The sequence below is a fragment of the Ulvibacterium sp. genome (assembly GCF_965228935.1).
In the GTDB taxonomy this organism is placed as follows: domain Bacteria; phylum Bacteroidota; class Bacteroidia; order Flavobacteriales; family Flavobacteriaceae; genus Ulvibacterium.
In genome coordinates this window covers 5695118-5719785 of the sequence record NZ_OZ245846.1, presented here as the reverse complement: position 1 = coordinate 5719785, position 24668 = coordinate 5695118, and the positions used below count along the sequence as shown (strand labels likewise).

At 42.5% G+C, this 24668-nt stretch carries 23 protein-coding genes; 14 read left to right on the top strand and 9 right to left on the bottom strand.

Features of this window, described 5'->3' with window-relative positions:
* Positions 1-4: 4 nt before the first annotated feature.
* The 5 genes from ACO06Y_RS24260 to ACO06Y_RS24240 all read left to right on the top strand — a co-directional run bounded on the left by ACO06Y_RS24260 (position 5) and on the right by ACO06Y_RS24240 (position 5062).
* Positions 5-1300, top strand: a complete 1296-nt coding sequence (locus ACO06Y_RS24260) for a polysaccharide deacetylase family protein (RefSeq protein WP_422081653.1) — start codon at positions 5-7, stop codon at positions 1298-1300.
* Positions 1293-1982, top strand: coding sequence for a YjjG family noncanonical pyrimidine nucleotidase (locus ACO06Y_RS24255; RefSeq protein ID WP_422081652.1), 690 nt, complete (start codon positions 1293-1295; stop codon positions 1980-1982). The genes ACO06Y_RS24260 and ACO06Y_RS24255 overlap by 8 nt, the downstream gene beginning before the upstream one ends.
* A 51-nt stretch (positions 1983-2033) precedes the next feature.
* Positions 2034-2582 carry a hypothetical protein gene (locus ACO06Y_RS24250; protein ID WP_422081651.1) on the top strand — a complete coding sequence of 183 codons (549 nt, stop codon included), beginning with the start codon at positions 2034-2036 and terminating at the stop codon, positions 2580-2582.
* Positions 2579-4012: a DUF5723 family protein gene (locus ACO06Y_RS24245; RefSeq protein ID WP_422081650.1), complete on the top strand. Its 1434-nt coding sequence runs from the start codon at positions 2579-2581 to the stop codon at positions 4010-4012. The genes ACO06Y_RS24250 and ACO06Y_RS24245 overlap by 4 nt, the downstream gene beginning before the upstream one ends.
* A 90-nt stretch (positions 4013-4102) precedes the next feature.
* On the top strand, positions 4103-5062 hold the full coding sequence (locus tag ACO06Y_RS24240) for a hypothetical protein (protein ID WP_422081649.1): 960 nt from the start codon (positions 4103-4105) through the stop codon (positions 5060-5062).
* Between the two features lie 67 nt (positions 5063-5129).
* Here ACO06Y_RS24240 and ACO06Y_RS24235 read toward each other — a convergent pair whose 3' ends face one another.
* Entirely contained in the window at positions 5130-6407 is a 1278-nt protein-coding gene (locus ACO06Y_RS24235; protein WP_422081648.1) for a replication-associated recombination protein A, read from the bottom strand.
* A gap of 91 nt (positions 6408-6498) precedes the next feature.
* On the opposite strand from ACO06Y_RS24235, the gene ACO06Y_RS24230 reads away from it, so the two are divergent.
* Positions 6499-7248, top strand: a complete 750-nt coding sequence (locus tag ACO06Y_RS24230; RefSeq protein WP_422081647.1) for a rhomboid family intramembrane serine protease — start codon at positions 6499-6501, stop codon at positions 7246-7248.
* Between the two features lie 31 nt (positions 7249-7279).
* Here the strand turns inward: ACO06Y_RS24230 and rlmB are convergent, their stop codons facing one another.
* The 8 genes from rlmB to ACO06Y_RS24190 all read right to left on the bottom strand — a co-directional run bounded on the left by rlmB (position 7280) and on the right by ACO06Y_RS24190 (position 17734).
* Positions 7280-8020 carry a 23S rRNA (guanosine(2251)-2'-O)-methyltransferase RlmB gene (gene rlmB / locus ACO06Y_RS24225; RefSeq protein ID WP_422081646.1) on the bottom strand — a complete coding sequence of 247 codons (741 nt, stop codon included), beginning with the start codon at positions 8018-8020 and terminating at the stop codon, positions 7280-7282.
* A 257-nt stretch (positions 8021-8277) separates the two neighbouring features.
* A complete protein-coding gene (locus tag ACO06Y_RS24220) occupies positions 8278-9051 on the bottom strand; it encodes a hypothetical protein (protein WP_422081645.1) in 774 nt (257 codons plus the stop codon).
* Positions 9052-9286: 235 nt separating this feature from the next.
* Positions 9287-10033: a hypothetical protein gene (locus ACO06Y_RS24215; protein WP_422081644.1), complete on the bottom strand. Its 747-nt coding sequence runs from the start codon at positions 10031-10033 to the stop codon at positions 9287-9289.
* Between the two features lie 289 nt (positions 10034-10322).
* Complete coding sequence (locus ACO06Y_RS24210; RefSeq protein ID WP_422081643.1) at positions 10323-11657, bottom strand: aryl-sulfate sulfotransferase; 1335 nt, start codon at positions 11655-11657, stop codon at positions 10323-10325.
* A gap of 194 nt (positions 11658-11851) precedes the next feature.
* On the bottom strand, positions 11852-12640 hold the full coding sequence (locus ACO06Y_RS24205) for a hypothetical protein (RefSeq protein WP_422081642.1): 789 nt from the start codon (positions 12638-12640) through the stop codon (positions 11852-11854).
* 31 nt (positions 12641-12671) lie between these two features.
* The gene (locus ACO06Y_RS24200; protein ID WP_422081641.1) at positions 12672-14468 is read right to left on the bottom strand and encodes a SusD/RagB family nutrient-binding outer membrane lipoprotein; all 1797 of its coding nucleotides are present in this window, start codon (positions 14466-14468) and stop codon (positions 12672-12674) included.
* 12 nt (positions 14469-14480) lie between these two features.
* A complete protein-coding gene (locus ACO06Y_RS24195) occupies positions 14481-17198 on the bottom strand; it encodes a TonB-dependent receptor domain-containing protein (RefSeq protein WP_422081640.1) in 2718 nt (905 codons plus the stop codon).
* A 17-nt stretch (positions 17199-17215) separates the two neighbouring features.
* On the bottom strand, positions 17216-17734 hold the full coding sequence (locus ACO06Y_RS24190) for a carboxypeptidase-like regulatory domain-containing protein (RefSeq protein WP_422081639.1): 519 nt from the start codon (positions 17732-17734) through the stop codon (positions 17216-17218).
* A gap of 873 nt (positions 17735-18607) precedes the next feature.
* Here ACO06Y_RS24190 and rpsL point away from each other — a divergent pair.
* The 8 genes from rpsL to rplB all read left to right on the top strand — a co-directional run bounded on the left by rpsL (position 18608) and on the right by rplB (position 24665).
* Entirely contained in the window at positions 18608-18982 is a 375-nt protein-coding gene (gene rpsL / locus ACO06Y_RS24185) for a 30S ribosomal protein S12 (RefSeq protein WP_013305196.1), read from the top strand.
* Between the two features lie 77 nt (positions 18983-19059).
* On the top strand, positions 19060-19536 hold the full coding sequence (gene rpsG, locus ACO06Y_RS24180) for a 30S ribosomal protein S7 (RefSeq protein ID WP_422081638.1): 477 nt from the start codon (positions 19060-19062) through the stop codon (positions 19534-19536).
* Positions 19537-19542: 6 nt separating this feature from the next.
* A complete protein-coding gene (fusA, locus tag ACO06Y_RS24175) occupies positions 19543-21672 on the top strand; it encodes an elongation factor G (RefSeq protein ID WP_422081637.1) in 2130 nt (709 codons plus the stop codon).
* An 11-nt stretch (positions 21673-21683) separates the two neighbouring features.
* Positions 21684-21989, top strand: a complete 306-nt coding sequence (rpsJ, locus tag ACO06Y_RS24170; RefSeq protein WP_007094989.1) for a 30S ribosomal protein S10 — start codon at positions 21684-21686, stop codon at positions 21987-21989.
* Between the two features lie 297 nt (positions 21990-22286).
* Positions 22287-22904, top strand: a complete 618-nt coding sequence (gene rplC / locus ACO06Y_RS24165; RefSeq protein WP_299532096.1) for a 50S ribosomal protein L3 — start codon at positions 22287-22289, stop codon at positions 22902-22904.
* Positions 22904-23533 carry a 50S ribosomal protein L4 gene (gene rplD / locus ACO06Y_RS24160; RefSeq protein WP_422081636.1) on the top strand — a complete coding sequence of 210 codons (630 nt, stop codon included), beginning with the start codon at positions 22904-22906 and terminating at the stop codon, positions 23531-23533. The genes rplC and rplD overlap by 1 nt, the downstream gene beginning before the upstream one ends.
* A 7-nt stretch (positions 23534-23540) precedes the next feature.
* Positions 23541-23831 (top strand): 50S ribosomal protein L23, encoded by a 291-nt coding sequence (gene rplW, locus ACO06Y_RS24155; RefSeq protein WP_120712442.1) that lies wholly within the window; start codon positions 23541-23543, stop codon positions 23829-23831.
* A 9-nt stretch (positions 23832-23840) separates the two neighbouring features.
* Positions 23841-24665, top strand: coding sequence for a 50S ribosomal protein L2 (gene rplB / locus ACO06Y_RS24150; protein WP_422081635.1), 825 nt, complete (start codon positions 23841-23843; stop codon positions 24663-24665).
* Positions 24666-24668: the final 3 nt, after the last annotated feature.

Below are 24668 nucleotides of genomic sequence, written 5' to 3'. Positions count from 1 at the left end.
GAGTATGTTACTTATCTATACGCACAAAATCACCTCGCGCTTCAGCTACATCATGAAGCATATTTTTACGCGTATGTTGGGAATTGAAGTTGTCTTTACCACCAAGGTAGAGGATTTCATAAAACATACCGGGCCAAAGATAACCTATACTAAACAGGCCCTACAAAATGAATTTTTTGTCCGGAGCAATGACCTCTTATTTGAACAGGGCATTAACGATTTTGAGATTACCGTTGGGGATTGGGATGGCGTCCCCTGTTTTTTTTCTACCGGGGAACGCAGTAATATTCCATTCGATATTTTTTCGGCCAGTTTTTATCTTCTTAGTCGTTATGAGGAATATCTTCCCCATGTAAAGGACATCCACGGACGATTCTCTCCCAAGGACAGTATTGCATATCGTCATAATTTTCTGGGGCAGCCCGTAGTGGATTTATGGGCCTTTAAATTGTTGGAAGGTCTTTTGGATCGGTTTCCCGATATGGAAAACAAGCAAAGAACATATGCATATACCTCCCTTTTGGACATTACTACTTCGCATTGCTTTGCCCATAGGGGTTTTGTACGAAGTTTGGCAGGATTTTTCCTGGATTTGGGACAGTTTAGGTTAAAAAGGGTTTTTCAGCGCGTTGCGGTTTGGTTTAAACCCTCCAAAGATCCCTACAATAATTTTGGATTTTTGGTTGATATACACAAAAAATATGGTGTAAACAGTATATTCTTTTTTCAGTTTGCTTCCTACTCTACCTATGACAAAAATGTATCTCCAAATAACAATAGGTTCCGATCTCTAATAAAATCCATTGCGGACTATAGCCTGGTTTCACTGGCTGCTTCCTATAGTTCCTTTAATGATATCAGTTTATTGAAAACGGAAAAAAAACGTCTGGAGGATGTAATCAACAGACCCGTAAATTGTACTAGAATGCGCTACAACAGAGTGGGTATTCCCAACATGTATCGGAATTTGGTGGAGGCCGAATTTACGGACGACTACACTATGGGCTATACCCATGAGATCGGTTTTAGGGCGGGAACCTGTTCCCCTTTTTATTTTTATGATATAAACCTGGAAACACAACAACCGGTAAGACTTCATCCTTTCGCCGTACATGATTATGCTTTTGCAAACTACAAGAACAAGGCCCAAATATTGGAAAAAATAGATATGCTGTATTCCTTGGTAAAAAAAGTGAATGGGCACTTTATTACGGTGTTCTCCAATGAGCTTTTAGGTGAGGATCATGATGTGGACTGGAAGCGCTTATATGGCGACTCATTAAAAAAATATCATGTTTAAGGATATCGTAACCGACATTTTCTTCGATTTGGATCATACCCTTTGGGATTTCGAAAGGAATTCGGCCTTGACCTTTGAAAAAATACTGGCAGAAAATCATATTGAGGTGGAACTTTCGGATTTTTTGGAAATCTACATACCCACCAATTTGGCGTTTTGGAAATTGTATAGGGAAGAGAGAATAACCAAATCCGACCTACGCTATCAGCGGTTGAAGACCGTTTTTGATGCACTTAAATATCCCGTAGCGGATGAAACCATAAACCTGCTTTCCCAGGAGTACATCGCACATTTATCCAACTACAACCATCTTTTCCCGAATACTATCGATGTTTTGGAATACTTAAGACCAAAATATAAACTTCATATCATTACCAACGGTTTTCAGGAAATACAGGAAAAAAAGTTGAAAAATGCCAATATATCGGACTACTTTGCCCATATCATTAATTCTGAAATGGCGGGGGTAAAGAAACCGAATCCCATTATTTTTCAATTGGCCCTTCGGACGGCAAATGTATTGCCGCAAAAGGCACTTATGATAGGCGACAGTCTGGAAGCGGATATCTTGGGTGCCATGGCCGTGGGACTTCATACCTTGCACTTTAACGTACATAATGACCCACAGCACGAATATTGCGAAATGATTCATGATTTACGTGAAATAAAATCCCTTTTATAGAGTTATATAGGTTGATATGCCTCGTATTTGAAGGCTCAGGTTTTGGTTAAAATGGGAAAATTAAGCACACGTACTATTTTGGGCTTACTATTGGTTTTAGTCTTCTCGTCCTGTGCAGAGAAACAGGATTTTGATCAATATGATGATTTGAACATCACCCCTACTTATGAAGCCAGTATCGTTTACCTCGAAACCCCAGAAAATGTAATCAACGCTTTTAATGGAGCAAACTTTTACTCCCAAGACTTTAATTTCGACGCCTTTGCCGAGGATGTTTTTTCGGAAAGAGTCTTGGATGGCGTACTTACCTATGAAGTGGAAAATACCACGAGTAAAAGATTGAATCTAACGGTTGAATTTTTGGATGATGCGGGCAATGTCCTCGATACGGAATCCTTTTCCATTGACCCGGCACCTACCGCGGTTTTGATTAGGGAAACGGCCTATGGCAATGCAGGCCGAAGTATAGATATCATTAGAAATACCTCCGGAATACGACTTAGCGGAACAAACCTGGGGGATTCCATCAGTACCTCAACACTCCCCGATCCCATGGTTACCTTGAAGTCTAGTGGAAAATTCAGGGTACGAATAAAATGAGAATCCGACACCTTTTTTTGGCAACCATTTTTTGGCTTTGCTACCATTCGTATGCCCAAAACAAGCAGTTGTTATATGACTTTACCGATATTCCCCAGTCTTTGATGGTAAATCCAGGGGTGAAGAGCGATTTTCAGTGGTACGCTGGTATTCCGGCATTATCGGGAATATCGTTTCAGGCGGGATCTAGTGGAATTACCGTTAATGACATTTTTGCGGATGATGGGTTGGACATCAACGATAAGGTGAGGGATAGGGCCATCAACGGGATGAATATAAGGGACGAACTTAGTGGCACCTACCAGTTGGAACTTTTAAGTGGCGGATTCAGGGGAAGAAATCCGGACTATTTTTATTCTTTCGGTATATACAATGAGGGAGACGCCATTGGTTACTGGTTTAGGGATTACGCCATTCTAGCTTATGAAGGAAACGCGGACCGCTTAAATCAAGAGTTTGATTTGAGCCACTTAAAGACACGGGGCGAAATGGTGAATGTATTCCATTTCGGGATCAACAAAAGAATGAACAACCAACTTGTTGTTGGGGCCAGGGGAAAGATATATTCCAGCATTTTTGATTTTAACTCAACTAGGAACAAAGGTTTTTTTGTGACCAGGGAAGGCCAGAACAATCTGTTGGCCAGTACCCTTGATGCCGATATGAAGTTACGGACATCCGGTATCTCCGAATTGGAAGATGCCGAAGATAACGGGAATTTGGCCAGTACCGTTATGAAGCGTGGTTTCTTTGGAGGTAATCTTGGATTGGGTCTGGATTTGGGTTTTTCCTATAATCTTAACGAACAGACCGTCGTTACCGGAAGCCTTTTGGATTTGGGATTTATATACCATAGCAATGATGTCCAGACCTATACATTGAATGGTGCAGCTACTGTGGAAGGGATTGAGGTAATACTTCCGGATGCCCTTTCCGATCCCGATGCGGATTTTTGGCAGGATCTGGTCGATGAAGTGGAAGCGCTGGTGCCTTTTGAGGATGACACAAAGGGTTACATCACTTTTAGGCCTACCAAACTATATGCCTCCATTCGTCGTGATTTTGGGGAACAGCTGGAATCGAGGGAGATTTGTGATTGCAATACTGTGGTTAAAGGAGGTAACGGGGCGCGTTACAGATATGCCAATAGTTTTGGAGGGCAACTCTACATGATAAATAGGCCCAGAGGGCCTCAAACTGCGCTCACAGCCTTTTATCTAAGACGTTTTGGGAACGTTTTGACGGCCAAGACTACCTATACCGTAGATAAATTTTCCTATTCCAATATTGGGCTTGGGGTAAGCTTACAGGCGGGTCCCGTAAACTTATATTTTATGGCCGACAATCTTTTGGCTTATAGAAATGTGGCGGACGCCCATTACGCTTCTTTCCAATTAGGATTAAATATCATATCTTGGGGCAAAAATTAAAAGGATTGTGGGGTGGGCCTTGACTTCAAGAATACTTCTTTGGCACGTTTTTTTCATTCCACAACACAATAAACCTCAAAAGGATTACTTGTGAAACGATTACTATTGACCCTTTTGCTCGTATCAGGCTACTTAGGCATGGCACAAACAGATTTAAACGATTATAAGTATATCATCGTCCCCAAAAAGTTCGATTCCTTCAAAAGGGAGAACCAGTACCAGACCAGTACGTTTATAAAGTTTTTGTTTACCAAAAATAATTTTGAGGCCGTTTATGAGGACGAAATGCCCATAGAACTGATAGAAGATAGGTGCTTGGGCCTTTTGGTGGGACTTCAGGACGATTCTTCCATGTTTACGACGAAGGTTGCCCTTGTACTGAAGGATTGTAGATCCCAAGAGGTGTTTACCACAATTCAGGGCAAAAGTAGATTGAAGGAATACAAAGCCTCTTACAATGAGGCCATAAGGGGCGCTTTTGTTTCTTTGGAAAATGTGGATTATAAATACAGTGGTGCATCTACAAAAAAGGAACCCATAACAGTAAGCTTTAAGAACGATGTGAAAAAACTGGAAGAGAATACGGAAACCACTCCTGAATTGAATGCCCGCCAAGACTCAATGGTACAGCAAAAAGCTACCCTGGAAGAGCAAAGCTATAAAGATTTAAGACCGGTTGAATCCGATATTACAAAGAAAGTTGAAAGTGGGCAGGAGGCGATCCAACAAGTAACTACCAAAGAAGAGCAAATTTATGAAAATAGGCAACCCATAGCATCGAGCATATCAAAAACGGATACGGGTTCTACAAAAGTAGCTTCAGATGTAACCAAGGAGGTTTGGTACGCCCAGGAATTACCCAATGGATACCAATTGGTGGACAGCACACCTAAAATACGAATGAAACTTTTCGAAAGCTCGGTTCAAGGGGTTTATCATGCTACGATGGACAACAAAAATGGAATGGTCTATACAAAGGACGGGAAATGGTACTTTGAATATTACGAAGGTGGAAATCTCATTGCCGAGGAATTGAACGTCAAATTTTGATTTTTTTACCATCCAACATCCAACATCCAACATCCAACATCCAACATCCAACATCCAACATCCAACATCAGACATCATATTTATCCTTCCATCGGTTTTTCAAAAACTCTTTAATAGCCCTTTCACGTTGGTTGTCACCTGGTTTGTAAAACGCAGTACCTGAGAGCTCGTCCGGTAAAAACTCCAAAGACACAAAATTGTTTGCATAGTCATGCGCATACTTGTATTCTTCACCATAGCCCAAATCCTTCATTAATTTGGTAGGGGCGTTGCGAAGGGCAAGCGGTACCGAAAGGTCGCCAGTCTGTTTTACCGCTTGCTGTGCTTTTCCGATTGCCGCATAGCTTGCATTGCTTTTTGGGGACGTTGCCAGATAAATAGCACATTGGCTTAAAATAATGCGCGCTTCCGGATACCCGATAGTGGTCACGGCCTGAAATGTGGAATTGGCAATGACAAGTGCCGTAGGATTGGCCAAGCCAATATCCTCGGCGGCTGAAATGAGCATTCTTCGAGCGATAAATTTTACATCCTCGCCTCCCTCGATCATTCGGGCCAACCAATACACCGCCCCATTGGGGTCACTTCCCCGAATCGATTTAATAAAGGCCGAAATGATATCGTAATGCTGCTCTCCGGTCTTATCGTACAGAACCGTATTTTTCTGGATCTTACCTATAACCAATGTATCCGTAATCGTTAAGCTATCGGCCTCTTCGGAATTCACCACAAGTTCAAAAATATTTAGAAGTTTTCTCCCATCCCCGCCGGATAAACGCAAAAGGGCTTCCGTTTCCTTCAATTTTATTCTTTTTGTCTTTAAAAGGCCATCCTGCTCCATTGCCCTGTGAAGAAGTGCTTCCAGATCTTCTTTTCCGAAAGGGTTCAAGACATATACCTGACATCGGGACAGTAAAGCCGGAATTACCTCAAAACTTGGATTTTCCGTCGTTGCCCCTATCAATGTTACCCAGCCTTTCTCCACGGCTGCCAAAAGTGAATCTTGTTGGGATTTACTAAAACGATGGATCTCATCAATGAAAAGAATGGGGTTTTTGGAAGTAAAGAGTCCGCCACTTTGTTTGGCCTTATCAATAACCTCCCGAATGTCCTTTACACCACTGTTAATGGCACTCAGGGTGTAAAATGGCCGCTGACTTTCGTTAGCAATTATATTGGCCAAAGTGGTTTTACCGGTTCCGGGCGGTCCCCAAAAGATTAAGGAAGGGATGGTCCCTTTTTTAATCTGTAGCGTAAGCGAACCATTTTCACCCACTAAGTGGTTCTGACTTATATATTCGTCCAAATTTTTGGGGCGTACCCGTTCTGCCAATGGTGCGTTCATACCATAAAAATAGGACAAAATTCCAGATGACGATTTTTCAGCATTTAAGGATATGGCCGACTTATTGTGTTAAATGGGTTAATTTTATGATATGTCCGAACAACAGTATTTTAAGTTTTCCAATAAGGTAGTAATAGTACCCCTTTTGGCCGTATTGTCTATCTGGTCCGTCTTTTTGATGGAATTGCGCTTTCACGTGAATCTAAACGATTATGGGGTTTACCCGAGAACCCTTTCCGGATTAAAGGGCATTTTTCTTAGCCCCTTCATTCATGGTTCGGTGGAACATCTTTACAACAATACCATACCATTGGCCGTACTTACGGCCTCGCTTTTCTTTTTTTATCGAAAGATAGCCCTAAGGGTTTTGATGTGGGGTATATTTTTATCAGGTTTACTAACTTGGATAATAGGTAGACCTTCCTTTCATATTGGGGCCAGTGGAGTTATTTACGTATTGGCCAGTTTTATTTTTTTTAAGGGCGTTTTTTCCAAATACTATCGCCTGGTGGCACTTTCACTTGTAGTGGTATTTATCTATGGAAGTTTGTTGTGGTATATTTTTCCTGTAAAGGACGGGATTTCCTGGGAAGGACATTTGGGCGGGTTTATATCGGGATTTATACTGGCGATTTTTATTAAGGCCGAGATACCGTCTCCCAAAAAATTTGACTGGGAAAAGGAAGATTATAATGAAGAGGAAGATGAATTTTTACAACAGTTTGATGAAAACGGAAATTTTATCGGAAAAAAAGACCCTGAGGACAACCAAAATGAATCTGTTCGGATTATCTATCACCTAAAAAAAGACCCCAAGGACAAAGGGAATGAAAAGGAATAATATAAATAGGCACAAGACTACTTTTGCCCCATTATGACAAACTTCTTTGACGCAATACTTCATATAGAAAAACCCCGCAAGCAACGGAAACGTTCAAAGAGCCTATTTCTCCCATCATGGGTAATTTGGCCTTTTCGTCCACGGCCTTAAGGGTGGAAGGAGAAATTCCGAGGCCCTCCGACCCCATTACTAGGGAACAAGGTTTTTTAAATGAAACCTCATAAATGGATTTTTCGGTTTTTTCCGTGGCGGCCACTACTTTTATACCTGAGGCCTGTAAATAAAAAATAGCGTCCTTAATGTGGTTCACCCTGGCGATGGGGACTTTAAAAGCTGCTCCGGCAGAGGTTTTGATCGTATCCGAGGTTACCGGGGCGGCTCCTTTCTTTGGAATGATAATGCCGTCCACACCGGTACATTCAGCGGTCCGTATGATGGCTCCAAAATTTCGGACGTCCGAGATTTGATCCAATAAAAGGAAGAGAGGTTGCTCTTTAGTAGCGATAACCCTTTCTACAAGTTCCTCCAATTCAAAAAACGAAATGGGTGAAATATGGGCTATAACACCCTGGTGGTTTCCCTTTGTTGATCGGTTTAGTTTTTCAACAGGGACGTAAACGGTGTTTATCCCTTTTTTTCGGGTTAGTATTTCCAATTCCTTGTACAGATCTCCCCTAGATCCTTTTTGCAGATAGACTTTGTCAATGGCCTTATCTGAATTTATGGCCTCGATAACGGCCCGTATTCCATAGATTTTTTCGGTTTTTTGCATCGGGGTAAAGGTAAGGAAATACCGTTGACGTTATTCTTTATGCCTAGGATACTTATTATGATATGAGATGGTGATTTTTCTTAGTATTTATTGAACTGGTACCCAAACACCTAGGTAATCCCTATTAAAATAGCCCAATAGTTAAGTCTCCAGTTTCAAGTCAATGGCTATGGAAAACTTATCAAGTGAGTCTTAAGTCAAATGAAACCCGATAACATGTTAAGGTTAGGCTGTGAACAAAATGACAATTGGACCGCTCAAATTCCTTTCCTCCCATCGGCAATAGTTTCCGCATAGATCAGTAGACGTTGCAAATCCTCCTTCTTGCTTAAATCGATTTCATTCTTTTTGATAAAAGTCCTTAAAAGACCAATTTTATCATCATCAAAAATAGTCGAAAGCTTTTTCCTGGAATCCGGAAAAAATTGGGGGGTTTCGGAATCCACCGCTACGTAGAAACCTAATCGATCTACAAATTTGTCCGGAGTTGGTAAATGTAAGGAGGTTTTGGGTTGTTGCCCCTCCTTAAAGGCCTTGGATCTTTTTTCATAGAGGTCGTGTTTTTCACCGGAAAAAACTTTGACCAGATATCCATTTTCCGGATTTCCCCTTTTGTCAAGGTACTCCGAATAAACAAATCGACGCCCATTTATCTCACAGGATACTTTGGCACCCTTATATAGGGATTCCACAGCTTCTTGCTCATCCCTTTTTATTTCTATCTCATCGGTGTAGGCATTATAGCGTGCAAGAATACTTTTAAAAGGTTCGTCCGAATAATATATCTTTCCTAGGCTAAAATCCTCGTCATAATACATGGAACCCTCAATATCAGCCAAATCCACTGTACGGTCCGCTGTGATAGCCTCTGGCTTATTACTTAAAGTGTGAAAGTAATTTGCCAATCTAAAATTATTTTCCGTATCCCCGGAAGGATTAGCTTGTTGCCCCGTTTGCCCGAGTACTGAAAATCCATAGATGACCGACATTACGGTCAATATTGATTTCCTGTTCATTTCTTTTCTTGTCATGAAGTCTATTCCGTTGTTATAAGAAGAAACCCGTTCTTTCCTATTTTCGGTAGGTGCATTCAGGCTTAATGCCTTCTTGGTCCAGATTAACTCTAATCCCCTCTACAAATCCCTTCACTATATGGGCATTTCGACATTGGACTTACCAAAGGAAGTTATAAACAGTTTCCCGGAAGCGAAGAAATAATCCTAGGTTATATTTACTAGCCGTTGGCTAGAGAAACGTTAAGTTAAATTAAACCCCTTTTCCCTCAGTAGAAACGGTTTCAGCATAGCGTAGCAGACGTTGTAAGTCCTCTTTCTTGCCGAGATCGATTTCGTTCCTTTTAACATAGGTTTTTAAAACACCTACTTTGTCTTCATCAAAAACTGTTGAAAGCTTTTTCTTGGAGTCCGGAAGAAACTTGGGCGTTTGTGAATCCAGGGCCACATAAAATTCCGATCTGTCCACGAATTTGTCCGGAGTGGGGAGATGCAAGGAAGTTTTGGGCTGCTGCCCTTCTTTAAAACTTTTTGATTTTTTCTGGTAGAGATTATATTTCTTGCCGGAAAAAACCTTGACTAGATATCCATTTTCCAAATTTCCTTTTTTGTCAAGGTATTCGGAATAAACCAATCTTTCTCCATTGACTTCGCACGAAACCTTGACATCCTTAAGTAAGGCCTCTGCGGTTTCTTGATCATCCCTTTTAATCTCTATCTCATCGGTATAGGCATTATAACGGGCAAGAATGCTTTGAAATGGTTTACCGGAATAATAAATCTTTGCTTGGGTAAAATACTCGTTATAATACATAGAGCCTTCTATATCCGCTAAATCCAAGGTACGGTCCGATGTTAAGGAAGGTGATTTGGTACTCATAGTATGTATAAAACTTGCAATTCTAAGATTGCTCTCGGCAACTCCTTTTGCGGTAGCTTGGGCCAATACGGGAATTCCATATGCCACCAATATGGCGGCAAGTACTAATCTCTTATTCATTTTTTTCTTTTTATCGATTTTATTATTCTTAAGTCCAAGTAGGGCCGGGGGCCGGGTTAACTCTTTCTTTTAAATTTAGTAAATAATTTAATAGGAATTGTAGGAAATCCATGAAATGTGTTAAAAAAGCAAATATTCTCGAAAAACGATGCGCAAATTGAAGAAACTTTGGTTGAAACCGCAATAATTTTAAAAATGCGATTGGGCTCCTAAAAACTTCGTCCGTAAAGTGCAAAAGAAGAACAAGGATTGAAGTGTTTCGGGGAACTGCAATGAAGGTGTCTTTAATCTATAATCCTAAGGAAGTTAGCCCGGGAGCATTTTTATCATAATGATAGGCTCGCCAAAAGAAACCAGGAGCGCTAAATTTCCAAACTACTTCCCCATCCGGTGTTACTTCCCAAACACCAAAATCACCTTCCGTTATCATTGTATTTCCATTGGGCAACAGTACAGCTCCGGATACTTTGGGAGAATACAAATCCGGGTCCGTAAAACTCCAGGTTACCGTTGGTTCATTGTTTTCTTTGGCCCTAAGATCCAAGCCATCCGGTAAATCCAATTCGTATACTGCGGACTGCTCCATACCTTGCATCATATTTACGAAAATTAGTAGGTCACCTCCGTCGAGAAGGTTTGGGAAATGGTTGTTATGGAACAAACGCTCACCTGCGTCATTTTTATAGGCACCAGGATTACCAAAACGATAGACTAAATTACCCCCTTTGCCAAGGGTGCCTCCAGCGCTGGAGGCAGCTTGTTCCGTACTAGTGCTATGATCAATGACCCAAACTTCATGATAGAAATTCACGCTTATATAAATTAGGTCGTTGATTTCGTCATAGGCGATGCCATTGGCATGCATAATATCCCCATCTTCCTGTTCCGAATTGTAGTTGATGTCGATAAGTTGAGGATTGTCCGAGACAGAACCATAGTTGGTTTTGGTATCATCTTTATCCTGTATCAGATGATCCCAAGCATGCCATTCCCATACAATTTCATCGGTAGACGGATTGATTTCAATAACGGCTTCAGTAAAAATATCAACTTCTGAAACCCATCCCAATTCTTGGGCGCTTTCCACAGGCATGCGTTCCCAGACCAAAGCTATTACGTTTCCATTGGGCAAAATTTCAACATCATGATGTGTAATGTAATCTTCCGTAGCATATTCAAAGTTCCAGTCTATGCGACTATCTTTATCTACAAATTGTATCTTGCCTCCCTTACCACCAAAAGCAATCAAGGGGTCATCCGCTTCCAAACTTGCTAATAGTCGACCATCTGGAAGCAATACCACATCATTACCAATATTATTACTCAACGACCATTCATGAAGTATAGTGGCTTCCTTATCCATAATATAGACCCGATTTTTCCCGGCATCGTTTATGAGAACATAACCATCATAGGTGAGATTGGCGTTTAGAAATTCCACCTTCACTTCTTCCTCTGTTGGATCCTCGGTAATAATGTCATCGTTTGGTACTGGATTAGGAACCTCCTCTTCTTCTCTAGATTCTGGCTCCGGGGATGTATTTTCATCCTTACTACATGATAAATTTAGTATACATCCGACTCCAAGAAAGATAAATAGGTAGAATATAGTTTTAATTTTCATGGCCTTTTTAAATTAGATCAGGATATCGGAGGATTTCATTAAAAAACGAAATTTAGTATAATCGGCAACCTAAGGGATATGGATTACCATTCACGAATCATGCTAAGAAGACTATGGCACCCGAATTCGGGTGCCATAGAACATCTATTTAAGGTTTGATCCAAAACTCTTTTGGATTAACATAATCGAACCGTTCAATTGACACATCGGCCCGGACTTGGTCCGAAATCTCCGTAGGGCCCACTTGGCGAGTTAATGGTGAATTCCACTTCGCTATCAAAGCTACCAGAACCAAAGAATATCAACAAATTGGCTCCATCCGGAACATCAATAGAAAAATTCGCGGAACTTCCGCTTCCAAAAGTAAACGAATTAACTGCGCCGTCTATGACGAAATTAAGGGAAGCCCCGTTCCATCCATCTCCATAGCTGTCAAACGCATCTACAGTCCAGGTTCCGCCAACGCTAACATCCGTAATTGGGGCACATTCTATCTGGACAATAAAGTTAAACGCTTGATTCTGTTCCGGTTGGCCTAGGATACTACCACTGAAATTATCCTGATTGGCTACAAATCCGCTGGTGCTTGTTGCCGTTCCCAAAAACCGGAGTACATCTCCGGCGGCGATATCTTCGGCAGTTATTCCCAAGGTAGTTGCAATTTCGGTAAATGGAATGGAAATATCGGATGGAAAACTGGAAACCGTAGTCAAAGGGGCCGGGTCAATATCGGTCGAACCTTCCAGGCTCACATCTACCGACCAGGACTGCACGTTATCTTCGAAAGCATCCAGGTTGGCGTCAAAGCTTGCTGAGGGGACTTGGTCCACCGCCACTACATTATCATATAATATCCTTACATAAGGGGCCTTATTGGCCTCGTCCAAATGAACCTGCATGGGGTCTTTTTCATCCTCCTCACAGGAAACAAATCCCACAGAAAGAAGAGCGGCCCCGATCATATATATAAATAGTCTTTTCATTTTTTTAATTTTTATAAAAAGTTAGTTTTAATCAGTCTACAAATCCTTCTGGATTGGTGTCCCAAAATACCGGGGTATCGGGATTGGATTTTTGTGTTATGTTGGTATTATTATCCGATGCTACCTGGGGATACCACATACTTCTAAGGAATGTACCGGGATCGGCCACACGTGTGGCCGGAGTAAGATTATCGGGTTGCCCTGTCCTTCTGTACGTATTGTAGGCTTCCATACCGTTACACCAAGAAGCGATAAACACCTGTTCGGCTATAACACGAAGCTTATCGGTGTCAGTACCCGCATCGTACGCAGCGAGAATTTCATCTACGTGATTATTAATATATTCCTCAGTAGGGATATACAAATCTCTAACGGTTTGTTCTTCGTTTTCTGGGGTATCCGGGTCATCTTCAATAACCACTCTATCCATAACTGTGGCACCCAATCGCTCTCCAAAAGCTATAACTTTCGATATGGATTGTCTCACGCCCAATTCCAAATACCCTCTGGCATCACCTGAAGTACCGAGAACTAAAGCCGATTCTGCCAACATCAAATTTGTATTACAAGCCAATATTAGAGGAGAAATACCGGCCCCGGCAAGTCCTTCACTTTGTGCAGTGGATCCGGCAACGTTCCTAAAGGATTCATCATCAAATGGGCCACCTATGGGATATACACCATGTAAGGTACGGAAGGCATCATCCGGTGGAATACCATCATCGTCCAAATGGTTTCTTCCCCACAAACCGTTAAAGCCGTTTGCCGCCGGTACCAAGCAATAAACATCAAATGGAGCCCACCAAGCCGGAATAGCAGGTTCAGTTACACATTCCTTAGTAATTACATCGGCACCCGAATAATCTGACTGCTGTCTAAAGAAGTAGTAGCGCATCCTTGGATCTGCATTATCATACTGATTGGCCATCAAGTTCATATAATAGTTACATGTATAAAAGTCAGAACTGGGCCCAGCGCCATCATAATTGGCATCAAAATAGGGGTGACGGCTATCCGGGGCCGCTAAATTGGAACCCCATTGAAACTGTAGGTCATCTGCATTGTCCAGAATCAAATTGCCGCCAGAAATTAGACTATTAATAATGGCTGTGGACTCTGCTGGATTAACTAATCTTGACTGAATTGCCAATCTTAATCGCATCGTATTGGCCGCCTTTATCCATTGTGTTTCGTTGCCCCCGTAATAGAGGTCATTGGTAGGCAAGAATAATTCTTGCCTATTCAGGTTAACGATGGCATCCTGTAGCAGCTGATCCGCCGCTGCATAAATGGAAGCTCCTGTATCCGCGACCGGGTTAAAGATTCCCTCCTCGGCACGGGCCGCTTCCGTATAAGGTACATCCCCAAACATGTCTACCATGGTTGTAATCAAATAGGCCTCCAAAATCTGCCCAATGGCAATATGGGTAAATTGGCCTGCCTCTTCAGCAAGCGGGTTCATGGTGCGAATATCAATCAAGGCCCCTGTATAGGTATCCTCCCAAAGTTGGTCAAAATCAGTGGGTGAATACGATTCCCTATAGGTAGGCCCGAAAGAGTGTTGTATACGTACCGGTTCCATACCAAATTGCGAAGTACCATTTTCATTACGGCCTTCAGTCCCCGAATGTACTTTGGCAACCAATTGCTGGATACTATTCAGGAAGAAGTCAACGTCTGCCTGGTTCGGGCTTAGTTCATTGGGACTTGGAACCACGCCAAGGTCGGTGGTTTCGCATCCATCGTTTATTAGCAATACGGATATGGCAACAAGAACCAGACCCATATTTTTAAACCTATTTTTCATAATGCTATATATATTTTTCATTTTCTTTTTCGATTAGAAAGTAGCCCTTACCGTGAAACCATATCTTCTTACGGACGGGCCTGTAAAGAAGTCGATACCCTGACCGTTACCTACACCCGTACTGGAGGAGTTGGTATCATATCGTACGTTATCCGGGAAATTGATGGCCTTAAACCATAGGTTCTGTCCGGATAGCGTAAAGGAAAGACTACCGAATGGAGTCTTTTCCAACATTTTGGAAGGCAGGGAATAGCCCAAGGAGGCCTCCTGTAACCTGATGGTGGAACCGTCATAAATACTTAGTGGATTAATGGTTCCTCCAAAATAGGTATTAAACCCTAATTCAGTGGCACTGATAGCGGTATCGTTGGGTGAGCCATCCGCTTGTACACCGGGAAGGATGTAATTCGCTTCCCTGTCGATCGGAGTATCATCATCCACTACCCCTCGACCAATCAATGCCGCGGTGGTGACGGAATAGATGTCTCCACCATGACGGTATTGTACGTTCGCGGACAAGGTAAAGTTCTTAAACGTAATCGTAGGGATAAGTGCGGTTTGCCAATCCGGGTTCGGATCCCCGATTTCCCGTATGGTCGGATCGAACAAATACCTTCCAGCATCGTTTACCACCCGGTTTCCATCATCGTCGAATACGAAGTCGGTACCCAAAAGTACTCCAAAAGGTCTGCCCTCTACGGCATAGTTAGCCGCTTCTTCGGCAATGGCATCGGTTAAAAGAATATTATTTGTACCATCGGCCAAATCGGTTACCGTGGTTTCTATGGTGGTCCAGTTACCGGCCAAGTTTATACCGATTCCACTTTCAAACTCCTTGAGGATGGCCAAGTCAAAATCGACCTCGACTCCCTGTGCCTGAATTTCACCAATGTTTACCGTGGTATCCGTAAATCCAGTGGAACTATCCAAGGTACGATCGGTAATCAAATCCGTCGTCCGCTTGTCAAAGAGGCTAACGTTCAGATTCAATCGGTTAAATAATCGGGTATCTAGACCTATCTCGAATTCTTGAATCCTTTCCGGTTTCAAATCCGAATTTCCCAAAGTGTTATCCACAGAATTGGATGAAATTACATTACCATTTAAATCCACAAGACTTCTAGAGGTAAGCCCCAATACACTTCTAGTAGTAAAAGGGAGAGGGAAACCGGCCGATGAACCGTATCCCAATCGAATTTTAGCGTAGTTTAGGAAATTACCCTGAATACCTTCAAAAGCCGAGGTAGGTACAAAGGAAATACTGGCCCCGGGATAAAAGATAGAGTTATTTTCCCGCTCTAGAGTGGAGGACCAATCATTTCTACCCACGGCGTTTAAGAATAACCAATCCTTATAGCCTAGGGTCAAATCCAAATAAGCACCTAACAAGTTCTCTTCAAAATTCTGATTTAGGTTCGGATTATTGCTACCTCTTGTCTGGGAATTTTGGGCCGAGGGTGTGGTAAAGTTAAAATGCTCAAGCACGCCAAAAACCAGTTGACCTTGACTTTCGATACCATCTTGTTCAAATTCGTCCCTTCGAGTATTTAAACCAGCAATAGCCTTAAGGTTGAGATTTTCGCTAAGATCTTTATCTGCAGATAAGATAAGGTCATGGTTCCAAATCGTATTTCGCACACTACTGGTTCGCAACAGACCGATTACCGGACCATCGACCCCTCCTTTGTTTTGGCCGTAAAAGTTGAATTCACTATACGTATCCAACCCCAAACGATAGGTAAGATTCATCCAATCGTTGATTTCATAGGTCAACGAGGTATTACCAATGAAACGATCCGTGTCCTGAGAAGTCTTAACATTTTCTACAGTCCAATAAGGATTCTGGATATCGTTTCCTGAACGGTAATAGACACTTCTACCATCGGCCGCCTGGAAAGGCAGGTTGGTAAGATCCACACTTCGCGGGGTATACAGGAGATCCCCGAAAACGGCACCTCCATTAAAGGCCGCCCCACTACCGGTACTCACCGCGTTTGGAGGAGACTTAAATCCTGTACGGATAAAATTATATACACCGCTGATCGTAAATTTATTGGAAAGCCTTGCATTACCACCAATACTAAAGTTATTTCTAAGAAGGGTGTTTCCCGGAGTAATACCGATATCCTCGGTACGGCCATAGTTTAAATTGAAACTGGCCCTTTCTCCACCTCCCCTTACATTTATTGAGGTACTGGTTACATAACCCGTTCTGAAGAACTCCTCAACACCATTATAAGGTTGGTACGGATAGGGATCATCCAAAAGATCTTCAAAACCGGCTATTAATGTAGGATCTGCAATAAAGTTATAGGGATGCTGTAGAATGGCCACGCCACCAGGTCCATCACTTACATATTGTGCAGCTTGAGCAATCCCGTCGTCGTCGGTACGATCAAAACGTGGCCCCCAGTTACTAAAGAAGTAACCGAAACCTTGATGGAATCCCCCACCATAATTATCCTGATATTTTGGAAGGATGGCATCGGCAAGGAATACGGACTGATTTATGCTAACCTCGGTTTTGGATGGGGCCTCGCCTGTAGCGGCACCTTTAGTAGTAATCAAGATTACCCCGTTTCGTCCTCTGTTACCATATAGTACCGTTGCACTTAACCCTTTAAGTACACTCACACTGGCAATGGTATTGGGATCTATATCCAAGAATCGGCTTGATTCTGTGTTACCGTCTAAAAAGGAGGTCTGGGTATTGGTTCCGGAATCGATTGGAATCCCATCTACAACGAACAACGGCTGGTTGGACTGTGTTACCGAACTAAAACCACGAATAATAATTTGGTCCCGGAACCGGAAAGCCCATTGTTATTGGTAATGTTAACACCGGCTACTTTTCCCTGCAGAACCCGTCCTATATCCGCTTCCGGCCTTGAGCTTACCTGTTCTTCATCTACCGTGGTTACGGCATATCCCAGAGATCGTTCCTCCCTTTGGATACCTTGCGCCGTTACGACTACTTCTTCAAGGGCTTGGGCGTCTTCCACCATTTGCACATCAATGGTGTCGGCACTTCCCACGGTAATCTCTTGGGTTCTTTGCCCGATGTAGGAAAAGACCAAAACAGCACCCACTTCCGTGTTAATGGCGTAGTTTCCATCAAAATCGGTCTGGGTACCTGTTGTGGTTCCTTTTACCACTACGGATGTGCCAGGCAATGGAAGACCATCTTGGTCTGTCACGGTACCTGAAACCGCTTTTTCTTGTGCAAAGGATACCTGCACAATTAACGCCAGGAATAGCGTTAAAATTCCATTAAGTTTTGTTCTCATTTTTAAATTATTTGAATTAGCTACCGGCAAAAGTCATAAATTCATGTTAATAATCCAACTTTTTTTATCTTAAAGTTATGCGTGCATAGCTTTTTACTTTGTTAAAAAAAGGAAAAATGAAAGTAAATTCCGGTAAAATATCACATATGTACGTACCTAGATTATAAATGCAACAGGTTTGAAATGCCAATAAAGAGAATACTTACAAAAAAAAGTTAAATTTTTAACAAGTACGTAAAAATCGGTTCAAGAGCTTATAAATATTCTTAAAATATCACATCCATAATTTTTTAAATAAAAAAATGCGGAATTGAAAATTGTTGTGAAATCGGATTTTAGGAAGATGCTATATGATGAGAAATAAAGTGCCTTTTTGCCATCAAAAATTCGTCCCGAATACCTTATTGTCAAGAACAGATTTTCATATACAATATATAGTATGGTACTTTGGTCTGGTTAAAAGGTAGTGAAAGTATTGTTGGAAGTTTTTAAATAATGGACATCTGACCGGATTTGACCCTTTAAGGTATATGTGCTATCCAAATAGTTTGAAACAAGGCCGTTTCAAGATGAACCTGTTCTCTAAAACTCTTTTAAGTGGGCTTCGAAGGGAAAGGGAAATATCATAATTCTTATGATGAATCCAAGTACGCGATGATTTCATCGGATAGCTTCTTTTGGCCTTGGCTGTTTGGTTATTTGCACCGTGATTTTTTGATAAAATTTGATTCACAATGTCGGCATTATTATATAACCTAAAGCCCCTTTAATTAAACGGATATAAAATAAATTTTTTACCGTTTGAATTTTTAGAAAATATCACTACATTTGCCAGCCCTTAAACAAGGGTAAATTATATACATTATATAAGTAATGCCAACAATTTCACAATTAGTACGAAAAGGAAGGGCCACTATTACCAAGAAGAGTAAATCGGCTGCTTTGGATTCGTGTCCACAGAGAAGAGGCGTATGTACACGGGTATATACCACCACTCCCAAAAAACCAAACTCGGCGATGCGAAAAGTTGCCAGGGTAAGGTTGACCAACGGGAAGGAAGTCAACGCCTACATTCCAGGAGAGGGACATAATCTCCAAGAGCACTCGATAGTATTGGTACGAGGCGGAAGGGTGAAGGATTTGCCGGGAGTTAGGTATCATATCGTGAGGGGCGCATTGGACACCGCAGGTGTAGCAGGCAGAACCCAACGTAGATCCAAATACGGAGCAAAACGACCCAAAAAGTAAATTTAATGGTTTATTTAAGTTGAGTTGGCCTTACATGTCGCCTCAATTTGGAACCTTGAAACTTTTAAGAAGCAGTAATGAGAAAAAAACAGGCAAAAAAAAGACCGCTCTTACCGGATCCCCGGTTTAACGACCAATTGGTTACCCGTTTTGTAAATATGATGATGTGGGACGGAAAAAAATCCGTCGCATTCCATATCTTCTATGGTGCCATGGATATTGTTGAGGAAAAGAAGACCGATGAGGAAAAGACGGCATTGGATCTTTGGAAGGATGCCCTGTCCAATGTAATGCCCCATGTTGAAGTTAGAAGTAGGCGTGTTGGTGGTGCAACTTTCCAAATCCCTATGCAAATCCGTCCGGACAGGAAAATATCCACTGCCATGAAGTGGTTGATAAGCTTCGCTAGAAAGCGAAATGAAAAAGGGATGGCGCAAAAGCTGGCAGCAGAAATATTGGCAGCGGCCAAGGAAGAAGGAGCTGCTGTTAAGAAACGGGTGGACACCCATAAAATGGCAGAGGCAAATAAAGCATTTTCCCACTTTAGATTTTAATCAAGAATGGCTAGAGATTTAAAATATACAAGAAATATTGGGATTGCGGCACATATTGATGCCGGAAAGACCACCACAACGGAGCGTATCCTATATTATACCGGGGTGAGTCATAAAATAGGAGAGGTGCATGACGGTGCCGCTACTATGGATTGGATGGAGCAGGAACAGGAGCGCGGAATTACCATTACTTCCGCAGCTACGACCTGTACCTGGAATTTCCCGATGAAAAATGGACAGATTACGGATGATACCAAACCCTATCACTTTAATATTATAGATACTCCGGGACACGTGGATTTCACTGTTGAGGTGAATCGCTCTTTACGGGTTTTGGACGGTCTTGTCTTTTTATTTAGTGCGGTGGATGGTGTTGAGCCACAATCCGAGACCAACTGGAGACTTGCCGATAACTATAAGGTTCCTCGAATGGGCTTTGTGAACAAAATGGACAGGCAAGGTTCCAACTTCCTGAATGTTTGTAAGCAGGTCAAGGAGATGTTGAAGTCCAACGCTGTTCCTATCGTCCTTCCTATCGGGGAGGAAGCAGATTTTAAGGGCATTGTGGACTTGGTAAAGAACCGTGCTATCGTTTGGCACGAGCACGATATGGGAGCTACCTTTGATGTAATCGACATCCCGGCAGAAATGGAGGAAGAAGTCCATGAGCACAGGGCGGCCCTAATAGAGGCTGTTGCCGAATATGACGAGAACCTCATGGAGAAGTTCTTTGAGGACGAAAACTCGATAACAGAAGAGGAAGTTCACACAGCACTTCGGGCGGCGGTAATGGATATGAGCATAATACCTATGATATGTGGTTCCTCCTTTAAGAATAAAGGAGTTCAGTTCCTATTGGATGCGGTATGTAGATATTTGCCTTCACCATTGGATAAGGACGCCATTGTGGGTACCAATCCCAATACAGGAGAGGAAATCGCCAGAAAACCGGATTTAAAAGAACCTTTTTCTGCTTTGGCCTTTAAGATTGCTACTGATCCATTTGTTGGGCGTTTGGCCTTCTTTAGGGCGTATTCGGGAAAATTGGATGCAGGTTCCTATGTTTTGAACAATCGTTCCGGCAACAAGGAAAGGATTTCAAGGATATACCAAATGCACTCCAACAAACAAAATGCCGTGTCATCTATCGGTGCAGGTGATATTGGAGCTGCTGTTGGGTTTAAGGACATAAAGACAGGGGATACCCTTTCCGATGAAAAGCATCCGATTATTTTGGAGAGCATGAATTTCCCCGATCCCGTAATCGGTATCGCCGTTGAACCTAAGACAAAGGCAGATGTTGATAAGTTGGGAATGGCATTGGCGAAGTTGGCCGAGGAGGATCCCACTTTTCAAGTTAAGACGGATGAGGCTTCGGGCCAGACCATTATTTCCGGAATGGGAGAACTTCATTTGGACATCATCGTAGACCGACTACGACGTGAGTTCAAGGTAGAAGTGAACCAAGGACAGCCCCAGGTCGAATACAAGGAAGCACTGACCGCTTCAGCAGATCATAGGGAAGTATATAAGAAACAGACTGGTGGGCGAGGTAAATTTGCAGATATTGTTTTCACAATGGAACCGGTAAGCGAAGAAACCAAGGCAGGTCTGGAATTTGTCAACGAAATTAAGGGAGGTAACATTCCCCGTGAGTATATCCCATCTGTTGAAAAAGGGTTTAAAGAGGCCATGAAAAATGGGCCTTTGGCCGGTTTTGAGATGGATAGTATGAAGATAGTCCTTAAGGATGGTTCCTTCCACCCGGTGGATTCGGATTCACTCTCTTTTGAATTGGCGGCCAAACTGGGTTACAAGGAAGCGGCCAAAAAGGCACGGGCCGTTCTCATGGAGCCTATTATGAAATTGGAGGTATTGACGCCCGAGGAAAATATGGGCGACATTGTTGGCGATCTCAATAGGAGAAGGGGCCAGGTAAACAATATGGATGATAGGGCAGGATCCAAGGTGATAAAGGCCGAGGTTCCGCTTTCCGAAATGTTCGGATACGTTACCGCTTTACGTACATTGTCATCCGGTAGAGCCACTTCAACAATGGAATTTTCACATTATGCGGAGACGCCATCCAATATCGCTGAAGAAGTAATAAAGGTGGCCAAAGGTGTAACCGCTTAATTCTAGTAAAGATGAGTCAAAAAATCAGGATAAAATTAAAATCGTACGATCACAATTTGGTGGATAAGTCCGCTGAAAAAATCGTAAAGACGGTTAAGACAACTGGAGCCGTGGTTACCGGTCCTATTCCGTTACCGACGCATAAAAAAATATTTACAGTATTGCGTTCGCCACACGTGAATAAAAAGTCTCGGGAGCAATTTCAATTGAGCTCCTACAAGCGGCTTTTGGATATTTATAGTTCCTCCTCCAAGACTATTGATGCGTTGATGAAATTGGAGCTGCCCAGTGGTGTAGAGGTAGAAATTAAGGTTTAGTGAGACTTGGTTTTTGTAAGCTCGAAGCTGCTCTTAAAAACCATTAGCCAAACAAACACTGAGCGAAGACGAAGTGTCTGTTTTGGAATTAATAGAAAGTAAAAACAAATCCTGAAACGATTTCGGGAATGACATGTCCGGAGCTGCGAGCGAAGGAAAAACGGCAAAAAATTAATTCAGGGTTGAATGATTTTTGACCCTATTTTTTTGGAAAGCAAAAAGAGTAGTACAATAAATTAAATAGTAACGGATGATAGGTTTTCGGTCTGAAAACCAAAATCCAAAATGTAAATCAGTATGTCTGGGTTAATAGGAAAAAAAGTAGGCATGACTAGCATCTTTGACGAAAATGGAAAAAATATTCCATGTACCGTAATAGAGGCTGGACCGTGTGTAGTTACCCAAGTCAGAACCGAAGAGGTGGACGGGTATAGTGCCCTTCAGCTCGGTTTCGATGACAAGGCAGAAAAGCGTGCAAACAAGGCCGAATCCGGCCACTTTAAGAAAGCAGGCGCATCTCCCAAAAAGAAAGTCGTTGAATTCCGGGATTTTGAAGGTGAGTTTAAATTAGGCGATACCATTGGTGTCGATGTATTTGTGGAAGGAGAATTTGTTGACGTGGTGGGCACTTCTAAAGGAAAGGGCTTTCAAGGCGTGGTCAAAAGACACGGTTTTGGAGGCGTCGGCCAGTCCACACATGGGCAACATAACAGATTAAGGGCTCCCGGATCCATCGGTGCTGCGTCTACACCTTCCAGGGTGTTCAAAGGAATGCGTATGGCCGGTAGAATGGGCGGTGATCGGGTAACCGTTCAAAACTTAAGGGTGCTTAAGATAGTACCAGAGAAAAATCTTATCGTTGTTAAAGGATGTGTTCCAGGTCATAAAAATGCATACGTAACTATTGAGAAGTAATGAAGGTAGCAGTTTTAGATATTAAAGGAAAAGACACAGGCAGAAAGGCAGACCTTTCTGATGCAGTCTTTGGAATAGAGCCCAACGAACATGCCGTGTATTTGGACGTAAAGCAATATATGGCTCATCAAAGGCAGGGTACCCACAAAGCCAAGGAGCGCGGCGAGATAGCCGGAAGCACCCGAAAGATAAAGAAACAGAAAGGTACGGGTACGGCAAGGGCCGGTAGTATTAAGTCCCCCGTTTTCAGGGGCGGAGGTCGTATTTTTGGCCCAAGGCCCAAGGATTACACCCAAAAACTGAACAAAAACGTAAAGCGTTTGGCCCGTAAATCGGCCCTGAGTATGAAGACTAGGGACAAGGCAATTTTGGTGGTCGAGGACTTTGATTTTGAAACGCCAAGGACCAAGGATTTCATTCAAGTTTTGAAGTCTTTGGGGCTCGAAAACAAAAAATCTTTGTTTGTGTTGGGCCATTCAAATAATAGCGTATATTTGTCTTCGCGTAATTTGAAGGGTTCGGAGGTCTTAACTAGTTCAGAATTAAGTACTTACAAAATATTAAACGCCAATAATATTGTGCTGTTGGAAGGTGCTTTGGAAGGACTTGAGACCAACCTAAATAAATAAGAAAACCATGAGTGTGTTGATAAAGCCTATAATAACCGAAAAGATGACAGCGGATAGCGAGTTGTACAACCGCTATGGTTTCTTTGTGGATCCCAAGGCGAACAAGTTGCAGATCAAGGATGCCGTAGAGGCCACTTATGGGGTTTCGGTCAAAAAGGTCCGGACCATGAATTATGGACCGACCAGAAAATCCAGATACACCAAAACAGGGGTGCAGCATGGTAAGACAAATGCCTTGAAGAAGGCCATTGTTGATGTGGCGGATGGAGATATCATCGATTTTTACAGTAATCTATAAAGACAAGGAATGTCAGTTAGAAAATTAAAACCGATAACTCCCGGACAGCGTTTTAGAGTAGTAAACGGATTTGACGCGATTACTACTGATAAGCCGGAGAAAAGCTTGCTTGCTCCGTTAAAAAAGTCGGGAGGTAGAAACAGTCAAGGAAAAATGACCATACGCCATAGGGGCGGTGGCCATAAAAGAAGGTACAGGATCATTGATTTCAAGAGGGACAAACAGGATGTTGCCGCCACGGTAAAATCCATCCAATATGACCCCAATAGAACCGCTTTTATTGCACTTTTGGAATATTCCGATGGTGAAAAACGCTATATCATAGCCCAAAATGGTCTTCAAGTGGATCAACAAGTTTCCTCAGGGAAAGGTGTGGCACCAGAAATCGGTAATGCGCTTCCCTTAAGCGAAATCCCTTTGGGAACCATTGTTTCATGTATTGAATTGCGTCCGGGACAAGGAGCGGTAATGGCAAGAAGCGCCGGTGCCTTTGCCCAATTGATGGCGAGGGAAGGTAAATATGCGACTGTAAAATTGCCCTCCGGAGAAACCAGATTAATACTTTCGAGCTGCTTGGCCACTATTGGTGCGGTATCCAATTCCGATCATCAGCTGATTGTGTCCGGTAAGGCAGGTAGAAGTAGGTGGCTTGGTAGAAGACCTAGAACGAGACCTGTGGCCATGAACCCTGTAGATCACCCAATGGGTGGTGGTGAAGGAAGGGCATCTGGAGGTCATCCGAGATCCAAGAACGGCATCCCGGCCAAAGGATATAGGACACGTTCCAAGACCAAGGATACCAACCGATACATAATAGAACGTAGAAAGAAATAAAAC